Genomic DNA, 15,082 nt, shown 5'->3' on the forward strand with positions numbered 1-15,082 from the left:
GTCCTCGCGCGCATCCCCGTCGGCCGCACCCGTCTGCAACGATCTCACCATGAAGAATTTCGTAGTCAAGACGATCGCCAACGCGGCGGCCCTGGCGGTGGCCATCTGGCTGCTCAAGGGGATCACGCTGTCCGGCGAGAACACCGCTCGCAAGGTGGTCACGCTCTTCCTCGTCGCGCTCGTCTTCGGCGCGGTCAACTTCATCGTCAAGCCGGTCGTGAAGCTGCTGTCGTTCCCGCTCTTCATCCTGACCCTCGGCCTGATCACCCTGGTGATCAACGCCCTGATGCTGCTGCTGACCTCCTGGCTGGCGGACAAGCTCGATCTGGCCTTCCATGTGGAGGGCTTCTGGTCCGCGCTGGTCGGCGGCGTGATCATCTCGATCGTGGCCTGGGCGATGCACATCATCCTGCCGGACGAGAACGACTGAGCCCCGGGACAGGAAGACGGCTCGAGCCTCCCCCCTCTTGGCTCGAGCCGCCACGGCTCCACGCGCGAAGAACCGCGCGACCCAGGCTAGTTGACTCTGCGTCAGTGTCCAATCACCCTAGCGGCACAGCCCTATCGACTTATTTATAGTTCCTTCACGATCGGTGGCGGCATCTCAGGGAGACGACATGGATCTGGCCCTTTTGCGCACATTCGTCACGGTGCACAGGGCCGGCTCCTTCACCCGGGCCGCGGCGCTCCTCGGCCTCTCCCAGCCCGCCGTCACCAGCCAGATCCGGACGCTGGAGCGACAGCTGGGCCGGCCGCTCTTCGTCCGCCAGGCGCGCGGGGTCCGTCCCACCACCATCGGCGACGAGCTCGCCCACAAGATCGCCCCACACATCGACGCGCTGCTGGAGATCACCGAGGCCGACCTCGACGACCAGTGGGCCAGCCGCACCCTCCATCTGGCCGGTCCCCCCGAGTTCACCTCGCTGCGCGCCCTGCCCGCGCTCGTCCCCCTGATCGGCCGGGGGCTGACCGTACGCGCCGCCCACGGCATGGCCGAGGAGCTCTTCGAGGGCCTGGCCGACGGGCGCCACGACCTCGCCATCGCCACCTCCCGGCCACGCGGCCGGCTGCTGACCGCCACACCGCTCTGCGACGAGGAGCACGTCCTCGTCGCCGCCCCGCGATGGGCGGCCCGGCTCGGCGGCCCGGCCGTCGTCCGCGACAAGGGCCTCCAGGCGCTGGAACACCTGCCCGTGGTCGAGGTCCACGAGAGCCTGCCCTTCGTCTCCCGCTACTGGTCGGCCGTCTTCGACTCCAAGCCGCTGGCCACCGGCACCGTCATCGTCCCCGACCTGCGCGCGGTGCTCTCCTGCGTCGCCGCCGGGGCCGGCATCGGCGTACTGCCGCGCTATCTGTGCGGAGAGGCCCTGGACACCGGCGAGATCGTGGCGCTCCTGGATCCGCCGGTACCACCGCTGCGCACCTATTTCCTGGTCGTCAGGGCCGGCACGCTGGCGCATCCCCATCTCGCGCGGGCGCACGAGTGGCTGCTGCGCGCTGCCGTTTCCTGGTGAGAAGGGGTTTCACCAGGGGGCTCGCGCGGCAGATGTCCCCTATGACCGAACGGCCCGTGGTCAAACGCACCGCCCGCGCCATCCTGCTCGACGGCGAACCCGGCTCCGAGGCGCTCCGGCTCGTCCTGATCAAACGCACCAAGCCCGGCCAGGCACCGTACTGGATCACCCCCGGCGGCGGGGTCGAGCCCGAGGACAGCACCGTCGTCGCCGCCCTCCACCGCGAGGTGGACGAGGAGCTCGGCGCCAAGGTCGTCGATGTGGTCCCCGCCTTCGTCGACACCGTCTCCCACTCCCTCCACCACGCCGCCCACGGTGTGAAGGTGCAGCACTTCTTCGTCTGCCGGCTGGCCTCGATGGACCTGTCCCGGCGGCACGGCCCCGAGGTCGACGAACCGTGCGGGACGTACGAGGTGGTGCGCGTCCCCTTCACCCGGGCGGGCATCGACTCGGTGGAGGTCGTGCCGCCCTCCCTCCGCGTGTTCCTGCGCGCGAACATCGAAGGGGTACGGGCGCTGCTCGCGCACGACCTGGCCTGATGCGGCCACGCGGCCCACGGTTGGAGCTTCCTCAGCCCGCTGCCGAGGCCATCAGCTCGTCTATCGAGTCATGGCGGATCCGGTGTGCCGGGATCCCTATGCCCACCAGGGTGTCCACCCCGCTGCGGACCATTCCGGGCGGCCCGGAGAGGTAAGCGTCGTAGGCGTTCCAGGGGCCGTACTTGCGGACGACCTGGGGGAGTTGCCCGCTCAGGCCGAGCGTGGGGCCGTCGGAGATCACTGGACGCACGGAGAGCCAGCGGTGCGACTTCTGCAGTCGCAGCATGGTGTCGATGTCGTAGAGGTCATCATCATGACGGGCGCCGTAGAAGACCTCGACGGGGCGACTTCGCCCATGCCGGGCGACGTCCTCGACCAGTGCCTTGATCGGGGCGATTCCGGTACCGCCGCCGAGACACAGCAGTCCGTTGTCGCTGCCGTGGTCGACGGTCATCGAGCCGGCCGGGGGGCCGAGCCGGATGACGTCGCCCGGGCGGGCGCGGCGGACCAGGGCACCGGAGACCCAGCCGGCCGGTACGGCCTTGATGTGGAAGGAGAGCAGGCCGTCCTCGCGCGGGGCGCAGGAGAAGGAGTAGTGCCGCCATACGCGCGGCCACCAGGGCGTCTCCACGCTCGCGTACTGGCCGGCGAGAAAGGGATAGGGCTGGTCGGGCCGTACGGTCACGACGGCGACGTCCGGGGTGCGCGGCTCATGGCCGACGATCTCGGCCTGCCACCAGGGCGGGGAGCTCCGCTCGTCCTCGGCGGCCGCGTCGATCATGATCTGGGAGATGGCGGTGTAGACCCGCACCCACGCGGCCTGCGCGGCGTCGTTCCAGGTCCGGGAGGCGTGGCGGGCGAGCGCGTCGATCAGGCACTCCCCCACGGCGGGGTAGTGGGTGGGGGAGGTGCCGTACTTCCGGTGTCCTCTGCCGAGTTGGGAGAGGTACGTGGTGAGGATCGCGGTGTCGTCGGCGTGGCGCGCGGCGGTGAGCAGCGCTCCGAACAGCCGGTCGCGCTGGGTGTCCATGGCGGCGGGGAAGAGGGCGCGCAGCTCCGGCCGGCGGACGAAGAGCAGGGCGTAGAAGTACGAGGTGACCTTGTCGGCGACGGGCTCGATCTCGGCGAGCGTGCGGCGGATCAACAGGGCGTCGGGGGACGGTGCGCCGCCGGCCGAGGGGGCGTTCCCGGGAAGCGTGACGGGGTCGGAGGTGGGGGCTGGGGGTGGGGCGGAGGCGAGAGGTGGGGCCGGAGCAAAGGGTGGAGCAGGGGGAAGAGGTGGGACGGAGGGAAGGGGTGGAGCGGGGCGGCTTGCGGGGGGTTCCTCGGCCGGGCGTTCGTGTTCACGCGCGTGCGCGCGGTACGCCAGCGGCTGCCAGCGGTCGCCCAGGGAAGAACCGCGTTCATGGACCGGGGTCCGGGGGCGTACCGCGGCGGGCGCCTCCCCAAGGCTCTCCCCCGCCGCCGGTAACCCTCCCGGCGCCGATATGCCCTCCGCCTCCGCCCCCGCCGGCCATGGCGCCCCGGCCGGGGTGAACCGGTTCCTCTCACCCCCCGGTCCGGACGCGCCGCCATGGGTCGGCGGGGTGGTCGGAGCGTTCATGGTTGCCTCGCCTCGAGCGTTTCCCGGCCGGGCCGCGCGCTTCCGCCGAAGAGGGCGGGAAGGTTTCCGCGATTCCCCGCGCTGCTGATGAGTCGCTGTTACCGTCCACGCAGCATGGCACCCCGGTTCCCCGATACCGGGTGTCTTCCCGGAACTCCGGGTGATGGGGCTCTGGTTGAGGCTAGGCTGTCCCGATCCGGCGTGGCACGGGGCGACCGTGCCCGCCTCCCGGACGGCGTCGGCTAAAGGTGACCGCCGGCCAGCGCGTACGCCTCCCGGAGGTCGAGGCCGTCGTACGCGTACGAGGCGATGTCCCGCACGTGATGGTCCGCGTTGACCGCGACCGAGACAGGCACCTCGGCGAAGAGCCGCGCGTCCGACATCGAGTCCCCGTAGGCCACGCAGTCGGCGCGGCCCAGCCCGTACCGCTCGCAGAGCTCGTCGGCGATCCGCACCTTCGCCGAGGCGTCGAGGATCCCCGCCGGATCCACCGGATCGCGGAACGGCACCGAGGGCCAGCGCGAGCCGTGGGCCGCGTCGGCGCCCCAGTCCAGCAGGCGTTCGACGAAGAAGCCCGGCGACAGGGAGATCACCGCGCAGCGCTCACCGCCGGCCCGGATGGCGGCCCAGACCTCCCGGATGCCGACCAGCCAGGGGGCTCCCTCGAAGGCGGCCGTGACCTGCGCTTCCGTCAGCTCGGCCCAGAGCTCCACGGCCAGTTGGGCGAACCGGGACGGCACCAGCTCCCCCGCGGCGAAGGCCCTCTCCAGCTCGCCGATCTCCTTCTCCAGGCCCAGCTGCCGGGATATCTCGACAGCGGCGGCCGAGCCGTGGATGAGCGTTCCGTCCAGGTCGAACAGATGCAGTCTGGTCATGACCACCGAGCCTAGGCGCCCGACGGGCCTGGACGCCGGGTGGGCCTGGGAGCCGAGTGGGCCCGGGCATCCAGGCGGGCCTGGGCGCCCGGGTGGGAGCACGTTCCGGAGATCAGCGGCCGGCCGCCACGGGGTCAGCGGCCTGCCGTCACGCGCTCCGCGTCGGAGGCCACCGGCTTCGGCCCCGAGGCCACGATCCGCCCGGCCGCTGACCCCCGGGCCGTGCGTCGCTCCAGCGACGCGGAGAGAAGGGCGAGGAGCAGCGCGGCCGCGGCCATCCCGGCGCCGACCCAGTTGGGCGCGGTGTAGCCGAACCCGGCGGATATCACGAGCCCGCCGAGCCAGGCGGCCATGGCGTTGCCCAGGTTGAAGGCGCCGATGTTGACGGCGGAGGCGAGCGTGGGGGCGTCGGCTGTCTGGTCCAGGACCCGCTTCTGGAGCGGCGGCACGGTGGCGAAGCCGAAGGCGCCGATGAGCGGGATGACGACCGCGGCCGCGATCTTGGTGTGGGCGGTGAGGGGCAGCAGGGCGAGCAGGACCGCGAGCCCGCCGAGGGCGGTGAAGAGCATGGGCATCAGCGCGCGGTCCGCGTACTTGCCGCCGATCAGGTTGCCCACCAGCATGCCGAGGCCGAAGAGGACGAGCAGCCAGGTGACGGACGAGGGCGCGTAGCCGGCGACATCCGTCACCAGCGGGGCCAGGTAGGTGCTCATGGTGAAGACGCCGCCGAAGCCGAGGACCGTCATCGCCATGGCGAGCAGCACCTGGGGGTTGCGGAAGGCGGCCGTCTCGCCGCTGAGCGGGACCCGCTCGGGGCGCGGCTGCCGCGGCACGAGGGCCGCGATGCCCAGGACGGCAAGCACGCCCAGCCCGGCGATGCTCAGGAAGGTGACCCGCCAGCCCACGTTCTGGCCGATGAGGGTGCCCAGGGGCACACCCACCACGGTCGAGGTGGTGAGCCCGGTGAACATCATCGCTATCGCGCCCGCCTTCTTCTGCGGGGCGACGAGCCCGGCGGCCACGATCGCGCCTATGCCGAAGAACGCGCCGTGCGCGAGCGAGGCGACGATGCGCCCGGCGAGCATCACCCCGAAGACGGGCGCGGCGGCCGAGAGCACGTTCCCCGCGACGAACAGGCCCATCAGGGCCATCAGCATCGTCTTGCGCGCGACGCGGCCGCCGACGACGGCCAGGACCGGGGCCCCCACGACGACACCGAGGGCATAGCCGGTGGTCAGGAGGCCGGCGGTCGGGATCGAGACCCCGAAGTCCGCAGCGATGTCGGGGAGCAGTCCCGACGTCACGAACTCGGTGGTGCCGATTCCGAAGGCGCCGATGGCGAGCGCCAGCAGAGCGAGGGGCATGGGGGTCCTTCGTACGGGAGCGAGGCAGGGAAGACCTTCCGGCCAAGGTGATTGCGGCCGACTTCTACAGGCCTCCACAATAATTGCAGACGCATTTACTTGCAAGCGCGGGCTATTGCGCGGGGGAGATACGCTGGTCATGACCGCACGGGCACGCGCGGACGGCACACTCGGACGTCCCCGAAGGAGGGCTCACCCATGTCCCGCACCCTGGATCCCGCCCTGACCGGCCTGTCGCAGGGCTGGTGCGCCCTCTCGGCGCTGCACAGCCGGATCGAGGCGCACATAGAACGCGCCCTTCAGGCCCACCACGAGCTGAGCGTCCGCGAGTTCTCCGTGCTCGACGTCCTCAACCGCCAGCACGACGGCGAGGGCGGCCACCTGCGGATGAACGAGGTGGCGGACGCCGTCGTCCTCAGCCAGTCCGCGACGACGCGCCTGGTCACCCGCCTGGAGGACCGCGGGCTGCTGACGCGCTACCTCTGCCTCACCGACCGGCGCGGCATCTACACCGACGTCACGGACGCGGGCCGCGCCCTTCTGGAAGAGGCCCGCCCGACCAACGACACGGCCCTCCGCGAGGCCCTGGACGAAGCCGCGAACCGGACCGAGCTCGCCCCGCTGGTCGCCGCCGTGGAGTCCCTCGCCCCCGCCGCCTCGTAACACCGGACCGGTCTCACCGGTCTCACCGGCCCGGTCGGCCCGCCGGACCCGTCAGACTTCGCGGGCGCGGTCGCGGGCCCGCTCCCGGTGCGCCTTCTGCCGGCAGGCAGCGGCGCAGTACCGGGCGGGCCGGCCCGTACGAGCGGTGGCCACAGGACCGCCGCACACGGCACACCGGGTTTCGTTACGCCCCGGGGCCGGATTCGCGGGCAGTTTCGTCACATGCCGCCCCGGGCGGAGGCTGTCGCACGCCAGCGCGGTCATCCTGCCCGGCGCCGTCCCCGGCCCCCGCCGCTGCTCCATCGACAGACACCCCATGAGCAGGGCCGTCACATCGGCGACGGACACGTCCTTCCGTACCGCGCCCGCCAGTTGGGCTCGCCCCAGCAGGACGGCGAGAGCCGCCCGGAAGTCCGCCTCGACGCCGGGAGAGGGCTCGAAACTGCCCTCCAGCGCGTCGCACAGCCCCTTGTTCCGCACGGACAGCCGCACGACGGCCGCCAGATAGCGGTAGAACACCCGGCCGGGGTCGTCCGAGTCCGCCAACTCCCGTGCCGTATCGGTGAAGAGCCGCACCCGGTCCACGACCGTGGCCCTGAACAGGGCTTCCTTGGAAGGGAAATGACGGTAGACGGTACCCGCGCCCACACCGGCACGGCGCGCGATCTCCCCGAGCGGCACCGCCAACCCCTCTTTCTCGAAGGCCGATCGGGCCGCCTGGAGGACCAGCGAGCGGTTGCGACGGGCGTCCGAGCGCAGCGGCTGAGCAGCCGGCGAGACGGTCGACGGGGTCCTGCGCTGTGCCATGCGCCTGGGCCTCCGGAGGCCTGGGAGAGAAACGGGACTGGGGTTCCGATTCTATCCACGTGAATGAGCGAGGGCCCGCAGCGCCATACCAGAACAAAAGCCAATAACAAGAAGAGGCCGGTGAAGACGGCCCGGGAAAACGAAAGAGCCGCCGCCGGCGCGTGAAGCGCCGACGACGGCTCGATACCGCTGCGGCTCGATGCGGCCGCGTCCTGCGGGTCAGCCGGAGATCACCGCGTCCCAGGCCTTGCCCGCGGCCGCCAGGGCACCGTCCTCGTCCGCGAGCGAAACGCCCAGGGCGCGCAGCCCCTCGGCGAGCGCCGCCAGCGAACCGAGAACGACCTCCCGGTCCGCGTCGAGGCCGTAGTGGTTGACCCTGATCATCTCCGTCGCGAGCGTGCCCCCGGCCGCCTGGACGGGCACGGACGCGTCCGCCGCCAGGGCGGCCGCCACGATGTCGCGGGCGTCGACGCCGTCGGGGGCGCGCAATGTGGTGGCGGCGGGTGCGGCGTCCTCGTCGCGGACGACGTAGGGCGCGAGCACGCCCAGCGCCCGTACGCCCGCGCGCGTGGCGGCGGAGGCGGCGCGGTGGCGGGCGATCACGCTGTCCAGGCCGTCCGCGGCGATGCGGTCGGCGGCCTGCTCCAGCGCGAGCATCTCCAGCTGGGCCGGCGCGTGCGGAAGGGCGGCGCGGCCGCCGTCGATCCAGCGCTCCTTCCAGTCCAGCAGGGAGAGGTAGGAGCGGCGCGGCGCCTGCTCGTTGGCGGCGATGCGCTCCCAGGCACGGGCGCTCACGGAGACGACGGAGACCCCCGCCGGGCCCGCCATGGCCTTCTGGCCGCCGATGACGCACAGGTCGACGCCCCACTCGTCGGTGAGCAGCGGCTCGGCGGCGATCGAAGCGACGGCGTCCAGCATCAGCAGGGCGCCGTGCTCGCGCACGACCGCGGCGATCTCGGCGACGGGGTTGGTGTTGCCGGTCGCCGCCTCGGCGTGCACGAGGCTGACGAAGTCGATGGCGGGGTGCGCGCGGAGCGCCTCGGCCACCTGCTCGGCGGTGACCGCCCCGCTGAACGGCGCGCTCACGGTCACCACTTCGGCGCCGCAGGAGCGCAGCCAGCCGCCGAATGTCTCGCCGTACGGGCCGGTGATGATGTTCAGCGCGGTGCTGCCGGGCCGCACGGCCGAGCGGATGCACGCCTCCAGCGGGAGCAGTGCCTCGCCCTGCATGGCGACGACGGTCTGGCGCGTGCGCATCAGCGCCGCGACCTTGTCCTCGATCCGAGCGAAGTGGCCCGCGCCGAGAGGCGCGAAGTCGAGCAGGTCCGGTGCGGTGTTCGCAGTCACGGTGCCTTCCAGGGGATGTCGCGCCGCGACGCGGCGCCCGCCAATCTCCTGTCGACTCTACGCCGCACCCCCAGTCACGCCGACAATCCGACTATCGCCAGCCGCCCGTGTCGACGCCACCCGGTACCGCGCTCCCGGGCTCGTAGGGCTCACGGGTGAAGGCGAAGGTGCCGAGGTCGAGATGGCTCACCGTGCCGTCCTCGCGGCGCACGGCCCGCAGGGTCTCCCCCGCGTAGTAGCCGTCGAGCCCCGTCCAGGTGCCGTCCTCCTCGGCGTGGAAGCGCGCGGCGCGCCCGCCGTTCCCCACCGGGGCCAGCCGCAGCCCCCGGTCGGCGGCCAGGCGCAGTACGAACGGGGTGGCGCCCCAGTACCAGGGCCCGGTCAGCTCCAGCATGGCCGGGTCCGCGCCGTCGAGCGGACGCCAGGGTTCCGGGATCCGGGGCTCGTGCTCCACGACCGTGCGCACGAGGTCCGTCACGACGGGGACCAGGCCGAAGAACGAGGTGAGGTTGCTCAGCGCCACCGCCGCGACGCCCTCCTCGGGGTCGGCCCACAGCGACGCCACGAAGCCCGGCATCGAGCCCGTGTGCCCGTACAGGACCCGGCCGTCATGGCGCGTCAGCTGGAGGCCCAGGCCGTAGGCGCCCGTCCAGTCCGGCCCCTGGGGTTCGGTCCGCGGCGTCCGCATCTCCGCCACCGTGCTCGCCTTGAGCACCCGGTCGTCGCCGTTCAGCAGGAACTCCGCGAAGCGGCACAGGTCCGCGGCCGTGGACCAGAGCTGACCGGCGGGCGCCATGCGCCCGGTGTCCACCGCGGGTTCCGGGAGCAGCACGTCCGCCCACGGGTGCACGGCCCGGCCCTCGGCGTACGGCGCCTCGGGCCCGAGAGTCGTACGGAGCATGCCCAGCGGCACCAGTACCTCCCGGCGCAGCGCCTCGTACCAGTGCTCACCGCGCAGCCGCTCCACCAGCGCGCCGAGCAGCGCGTATCCGGGGTTGGAGTAGTGGTGGAGGCGCCCCGCGGGATGGCGCTGGGGGCGTTCGCCGAAGATGTCGGCGAGCTCGGGGCGCAGAGTGCCGTCCGTACGCTCCCACCAGGGGCCGCGCGCCTCTGCCGCCAGTCCGGAGGTGTGCGACAGCAGTTGGGCGATGGTCGCCCGGCCGCCCTCGGGCGTGTCGAGATACGTCCCCAGCGGCTCGTCGAGGCCGATCAGTCCCTCGTCGCGCAGCCGCATGACGAGAACGGCGACGAGGGACTTGGTGATCGAGCCGATCCGGTACTGCGTGTCGGCACCGGGGGTCTCCCCGGCCACGTCGCCCCGCCCGGCGGACCACACCATGCGCCCGTTCCGCGTCACCGCGCCCACCAGCGAGGGCGCGCGGCCCTCGGCCTGGCCGGTGGCGACGCGGTGCAGCAGCGCGCGCCGGGTGGCCGGAAGGAGCTCGTCGGGGAATGCGGCGTCCGGGAGCTCTTCCTTGGGCACTTCGCGCGAGACAGTCATGTCCCGCACCCTAGCCAGGTGTTCTCCCCCGGCGCCGAGGGGCTCCCGCCGTTCCGGTCAGGTCTGCGCCATGTCGACGAAGCGGGAGTAGTGACCCTGGAAGGCCACGGTGATCGTGGCGGTGGGGCCGTTACGGTGCTTGCCGACGATGATGTCCGCCTCGCCCGCGCGGGGCGACTCCTTCTCGTAGGCGTCCTCGCGGTGGAGCAGGATGACCATGTCGGCGTCCTGCTCGATGGAGCCGGACTCTCGGAGGTCGGAGACCATCGGCTTCTTGTCCGTACGCTGCTCGGGGCCACGGTTCAGCTGGGAGAGCGCGATGACCGGGAGCTCCAGCTCCTTGGCCAGCAGCTTGAGGTTACGGGACATGTCCGAGACCTCCTGCTGCCGGCTCTCGGCGCGCTTGGCGCCACCGGCCTGCATCAGCTGGAGATAGTCGATGATCACGAGCTTGATGCCGCTGCGCTGCTTCAGCCGGCGGCACTTGGCGCGGATCTCCATCATCGACAGGTTCGGCGAGTCGTCGATGAAGAGCGGGGCGGCGGAGACATCGGGCATCCGGCGGGCGAGCCGGGTCCAGTCGTCGTCCGTCATCGAGCCGGAGCGCATGTGGTGCAGGGCGACGCGGGCCTCGGCGGACAGCAGACGCATCGCGATCTCGTTGCGCCCCATTTCGAGCGAGAAGATCACGCTCGGCATGTTGTGCTTGATCGAACAGGCGCGGGCGAAGTCCAGCGCGAGGGTCGACTTACCCATGGCGGGACGGGCCGCGATGACGATCATCTGGCCGGGGTGGAGGCCGTTCGTCAGGGCGTCGAGATCGGTGAAGCCCGTGGGGACACCGGTCATCTCACCGCTGCGGGAGCCGATCGCCTCGATCTCGTCGAGCGCGCCCTCCATGATGTCGCCGAGCGGGAGGTAGTCCTCGCTGGTGCGCTGCTCGGTGACGGCGTAGACCTCGGCCTGGGCCTTGTTGACGATGTCGTCGACATCGCCGTCGGCCGCGTATCCCATCTGCGTGATGCGTGTGCCGGCCTCGACCAGCCGGCGCAGGACGGCGCGCTCGTGGACGATCTCGGCGTAGTACTCGGCGTTGGCCGCGGTCGGCACCGTCTGCACCAGGGTGTGCAGATATGCCGCGCCACCGACCTTGGTGAGCTCACCGCGCTTGGTGAGCTCGGCGGCGACGGTGATGGGGTCGGCGGGCTCGCCCTTGGCGTACAGGTCGAGGACGGCCTGGTAGATCGTCTCGTGCGCCGGACGGTAGAAGTCATGGCCCTTGAGGACCTCGACCACGTCGGCGATGGCGTCCTTCGACAGCAGCATGCCGCCGAGGACGGACTGCTCCGCGTCGAGATCCTGCGGGGGGACGCGCTCGAAGCCGCTGTTCCGCTCCCAGGAGCCCTCGTCGCCCCGGTCGTGCTGCTCGCCGCGGCCCTTGCCGTCACCGCGCCGGGAGCGGGGGAAGGGGAGCCGGTCGCCGGGGCCGCTGTCGCCCCACGGGCCGTCGTCCATGGGCTCGGGAATGCTCACCCGGGCCACCTCCTCCCGTCCGCGGAGCGGACCTCGCCGTGCCACTCCTTCTTACGGCACGGCTCTGACAAATAGGACGCCCGACTCCGCTTCTGGCGCGTCGAGTTCGCGGCGGGTTCGTGTCGGACCCGTGTGGCCCGCGAAGCGATGACGGAGCGGAAGACAGACGGTGGGCGCCGGTCCACGGTAGGGCCGCGGGCACCGTCAGCCAATCTGGTTATCCACAGGGCATGTGGATGAGCGGCCCAAGCCTGTGGAGAAGTCCCCGTAACCTGTGCACAGGCCGGGGGAAAGCACTGTGGACAAACACACAATCACCTCCACCGCACCGCCCTGACCTGCAGCTTTGCCATCCACCGGCTGTTGAGAAGAAAAACTTTCCCCGTTGGCCCGAGATCACGACAAACGGCGCAGAGAAGATCGCTCACCACCCGCCCCGGTAAGGGTCCTAAGCTATATGCACTGATTACCTGTGGAAGATGGGAGGGACTCCGTGCCCCAGGCCCCCGCGCCCGTCCGGCCCGACGTCCGCCGGCACGACCGCGAGATCGTCGCCCTGGCCGTCCCGGCCTTCGGCGCCCTCGTCGCGGAACCCCTCTTCGTGATGGCCGACAGCGCCATCGTGGGGCACCTCGGCACCCCTCAGCTCGCGGGCCTCGGCATCGCCGCCGCGCTGCTCACCACGGCCGTCAGCGTCTTCGTCTTCCTCGCCTACGCCACCACCGCCGCCGTGGCCCGCCGGGTCGGCGCCGGTGACCTCCCGGCCGCCATCCGGCAGGGGATGGACGGCATCTGGCTGGCGCTGATACTCGGGGCGGTGGTCACCGCCGCCGTGCTGGCCACCGCCCCGCTCCTCGCCCACGCCTTCGGCGCCTCCGCCACGGCCGCCCCGTACGCCACCACCTATCTGCGGATCAGCGCGCTGGGCATCCCCGCGATGCTCGCCGTACTCGCCGCCACGGGAGTGCTGCGCGGCCTCCAGGACACCAGGACGCCGCTGTACGTCGCCGTCGGCGGATTCGTCGCCAACGCCGCGCTCAACGTCGCACTCGTCTACGGCGCGGGCCTGGGCATCGCCGGATCCGCCTGGGGGACGGTGCTCGCCCAGTTCGCCATGGCCGCCGCCTACCTCACCGTCGTCGTCCGGGGAGCCCGGCGGCACGGCGCCTCGCTCCGCCCCGACGCCGCGGGGATACGGGCCTGCGCCCGGGCCGGAGCGCCCCTGCTGGTGCGCACCCTCTCGCTGCGCGCCATCCTCATGATCGCCACGGCGGTGGCGGCACGGCTCGGTGACGTCGACATCGCCGCACACCAGGTCGTGCTCTCCCTGTGGAACCTCCTGGCCTTCGCCCTGGACGCCATAGCCATCGCCGGGCAGGCGATCATAGGCCGCTGTCTGGGCGCCGGGGACAGCGCCGGGGCGCGGGCCGCCTGCCGCCGCATGGTGCAGTGGGGCATCGTCTCCGGCGTGGTGCTGGGGGCCCTGGTGGTGGCGGGCCGGTCCGCGTTCATCCCGCTGTTCACCTCGGACCCGACCGTACGGGACGCCCTGCTGCCCGCCCTGCTGGTGGTCGCCGTGGGGCAGCCCGTCGCCGGAGTGGTCTTCGTCCTGGACGGGGTGCTGATGGGCGCCGGGGACGGGTCCTATCTGGCCCGGGCGATGCTGGTGGTCCTCGCCGTCTTCGCCCCCGTCGCCCTGCTGGTCCCCGCCCTGGGAGGCGGTCTGACGGCGCTGTGGTGGGCCATGACGCTGATGATGACGGCCCGGCTGGTCAGCCTCTGGCTCCGGGCGCGCTCGGGCCGCTGGATCGTCACCGGGGGCGTACGGGGCTGACGGCGCCGCCGGCGCATTCGGGCGGCCCATGCGGGCGAAACGGTTCCGCTGAACGGCGGAAGGGCCGCACCCCTCACGGGATGCGGCCCTTCGACAGCTGCCTGGTGCGAACGTCAGGCGGCGATGACCTCGATGCCGAGCTTGGCAACGACGTCGGCGTGCAGACGCACGGACACCTGGTGGGCGCCCAGGGTCTTGATGGGCGAGCCCAGCTCGACGCGGCGCTTGTCGACCTCGGGACCACCGGAAGCCTTGATCGCGGAAGCGACGTCGGCCTGGGTCACGGAGCCGAACAGGCGGCCGGCCTCGCCGGCGCGGACGGCAAGGCGGACCTTGACGCCCTCGAGCTGGCCCTTGACCTCGTTGGCCTGCTCGATCGTGGCGATCGCGCGGATCTTGCGAGCGCGACGGATCTGCTCGACGTCCTTCTCGCCACCCTTGGTCCAGCGGATCGCGAAACCACGCGGGACCAGGTAGTTGCGGGCGTAGCCGTCCTTGACGTCGACGACGTCGCCGGCGATGCCGAGGCCGGAGACCTCGTGGGTGAGGATGATCTTCATTAGTTGGTCACCCTTCCCTTATCGCGCGGACGAGGTGTAGGGCAGCAGCGCCATCTCACGGCTGTTCTTCACGGCCGTGGCGACGTCACGCTGGTGCTGAGTGCAGTTGCCGGTCACGCGACGGGCACGGATCTTGCCGCGGTCGGAAATGAACTTCCGCAGCATGTTCGTGTCCTTGTAGTCCACGTAAGCGGTCTTGTCCTTGCAGAACGCGCAGACCTTCTTCTTAGGCTTGCGCGGAGGCGGCTTCGCCATTGTCTCTCTCCTGTGAAATCAAGAAGTTTTGTGCCGTCGCCCTCGGGCCGCTGGGGCCCGGGTCCCCGGGGGACCTAGAAGGGCGGCTCGTCCGAGTAGCCGCCGCCGGAGGAGTTGCCGGAGCCGCCGCCCCAGCCACCACCGCCGCCGCCCTGCTGGCCGCCGGACGGAGCACTGGTCGCCCAGGGGTCGTCGGCGGGAGCCCCGCCGCCCTGCTGGCCGCCGGGACCGGAGCCCCAGCCGCCACCCTGCTGGCCACCACCGCTGCCGCCGCCAAAGCCACCCTGGCCACCGCGACCCGTGGTCTTGGTGACCTTCGCCGTGGCGTTCTTCAGGCTGGGGCCGACCTCTTCGACGTCGAGCTCGAAGACCGTGCGCTTGACGCCCTCGCGGTCCTCGTAGGACCGCTGCTTCAGACGGCCCTGCACGACAACGCGCATGCCTCGCTGAAGCGACTCGGCGACGTTCTCCGCCGCCTGACGCCACACCGAGCACGTGAGGAAGAGGCTTTCGCCGTCCTTCCACTCGTTGGTCTGGCGGTCAAAGGTGCGGGGAGTGGACGCGACACGGAACTTCGCGACCGCCGCACCGGACGGGGTGAAGCGCAGCTCGGGGTCGTCGACGAGATTGCCGACGACCGTGATGACGGTCTCGCCTGCCATGGATGAACCTCTCGGCGGGTGTGCT

General features: G+C 71.6%; 15 protein-coding genes. 5 read left to right on the top strand and 10 right to left on the bottom strand.

Translation table 11 applies throughout. The features are described 5' to 3' along the window. Positions 1-49 precede the first annotated feature (49 nt). From ACFYZR_RS07910 to ACFYZR_RS07920, 3 genes are all read left to right on the top strand, one after another. Positions 50-430, top strand: a complete 381-nt coding sequence (locus tag ACFYZR_RS07910) for a phage holin family protein (protein WP_391906626.1) — start codon at positions 50-52, stop codon at positions 428-430. A gap of 187 nt (positions 431-617) precedes the next feature. Further along, entirely contained in the window at positions 618-1,514 is an 897-nt protein-coding gene (locus ACFYZR_RS07915) for a LysR family transcriptional regulator (protein ID WP_391906628.1), read from the top strand. A 41-nt stretch (positions 1,515-1,555) separates the two neighbouring features. Next, complete coding sequence (locus ACFYZR_RS07920; RefSeq protein WP_229355244.1) at positions 1,556-2,053, top strand: NUDIX domain-containing protein; 498 nt, start codon at positions 1,556-1,558, stop codon at positions 2,051-2,053. Between the two features lie 31 nt (positions 2,054-2,084). Here ACFYZR_RS07920 and ACFYZR_RS07925 read toward each other — a convergent pair whose 3' ends face one another. From ACFYZR_RS07925 to ACFYZR_RS07935, 3 genes are all read right to left on the bottom strand, one after another. Then, entirely contained in the window at positions 2,085-3,656 is a 1,572-nt protein-coding gene (locus tag ACFYZR_RS07925; protein WP_391906631.1) for a globin domain-containing protein, read from the bottom strand. Between the two features lie 242 nt (positions 3,657-3,898). Next, a complete protein-coding gene (locus ACFYZR_RS07930; RefSeq protein WP_391906634.1) occupies positions 3,899-4,531 on the bottom strand; it encodes an HAD family hydrolase in 633 nt (210 codons plus the stop codon). 134 nt (positions 4,532-4,665) lie between these two features. Beyond that, positions 4,666-5,895 carry an MFS transporter gene (locus tag ACFYZR_RS07935; RefSeq protein ID WP_391906636.1) on the bottom strand — a complete coding sequence of 410 codons (1,230 nt, stop codon included), beginning with the start codon at positions 5,893-5,895 and terminating at the stop codon, positions 4,666-4,668. Between the two features lie 198 nt (positions 5,896-6,093). Here ACFYZR_RS07935 and ACFYZR_RS07940 point away from each other — a divergent pair, with 198 nt between their 5' ends. Beyond that, positions 6,094-6,558 (top strand): MarR family winged helix-turn-helix transcriptional regulator, encoded by a 465-nt coding sequence (locus tag ACFYZR_RS07940; RefSeq protein ID WP_391906639.1) that lies wholly within the window; start codon positions 6,094-6,096, stop codon positions 6,556-6,558. Between the two features lie 51 nt (positions 6,559-6,609). Here ACFYZR_RS07940 and ACFYZR_RS07945 read toward each other — a convergent pair whose 3' ends face one another. From ACFYZR_RS07945 to dnaB, 4 genes are all read right to left on the bottom strand, one after another. Beyond that, positions 6,610-7,365, bottom strand: coding sequence for a TetR/AcrR family transcriptional regulator (locus ACFYZR_RS07945; protein ID WP_391906642.1), 756 nt, complete (start codon positions 7,363-7,365; stop codon positions 6,610-6,612). Between the two features lie 219 nt (positions 7,366-7,584). Further along, on the bottom strand, positions 7,585-8,712 hold the full coding sequence (locus tag ACFYZR_RS07950) for a pyridoxal-phosphate-dependent aminotransferase family protein (RefSeq protein WP_391906645.1): 1,128 nt from the start codon (positions 8,710-8,712) through the stop codon (positions 7,585-7,587). Positions 8,713-8,803: 91 nt separating this feature from the next. After that, entirely contained in the window at positions 8,804-10,213 is a 1,410-nt protein-coding gene (locus tag ACFYZR_RS07955) for a serine hydrolase domain-containing protein (RefSeq protein ID WP_391906648.1), read from the bottom strand. A gap of 57 nt (positions 10,214-10,270) precedes the next feature. Next, positions 10,271-11,728 (bottom strand): replicative DNA helicase, encoded by a 1,458-nt coding sequence (gene dnaB / locus ACFYZR_RS07960; protein WP_391907311.1) that lies wholly within the window; start codon positions 11,726-11,728, stop codon positions 10,271-10,273. Positions 11,729-12,239: 511 nt separating this feature from the next. Between dnaB and ACFYZR_RS07965 the strand changes: the two genes are divergently transcribed. After that, positions 12,240-13,580: an MATE family efflux transporter gene (locus ACFYZR_RS07965; RefSeq protein WP_391906651.1), complete on the top strand. Its 1,341-nt coding sequence runs from the start codon at positions 12,240-12,242 to the stop codon at positions 13,578-13,580. Positions 13,581-13,693: 113 nt separating this feature from the next. Here ACFYZR_RS07965 and rplI read toward each other — a convergent pair whose 3' ends face one another. From rplI to ACFYZR_RS07980, 3 genes are all read right to left on the bottom strand, one after another. Continuing rightward, positions 13,694-14,140 (bottom strand): 50S ribosomal protein L9, encoded by a 447-nt coding sequence (gene rplI / locus ACFYZR_RS07970; protein ID WP_229349274.1) that lies wholly within the window; start codon positions 14,138-14,140, stop codon positions 13,694-13,696. Between the two features lie 18 nt (positions 14,141-14,158). Then, on the bottom strand, positions 14,159-14,395 hold the full coding sequence (gene rpsR / locus ACFYZR_RS07975; protein ID WP_004950692.1) for a 30S ribosomal protein S18: 237 nt from the start codon (positions 14,393-14,395) through the stop codon (positions 14,159-14,161). 74 nt (positions 14,396-14,469) lie between these two features. Next, the gene (locus tag ACFYZR_RS07980; RefSeq protein WP_391906654.1) at positions 14,470-15,057 is read right to left on the bottom strand and encodes a single-stranded DNA-binding protein; all 588 of its coding nucleotides are present in this window, start codon (positions 15,055-15,057) and stop codon (positions 14,470-14,472) included. Positions 15,058-15,082 lie beyond the last annotated feature (25 nt).

Source organism: Streptomyces sp. NPDC001678, assembly GCF_042892945.1.
GTDB lineage: Bacteria > Actinomycetota > Actinomycetes > Streptomycetales > Streptomycetaceae > Streptomyces.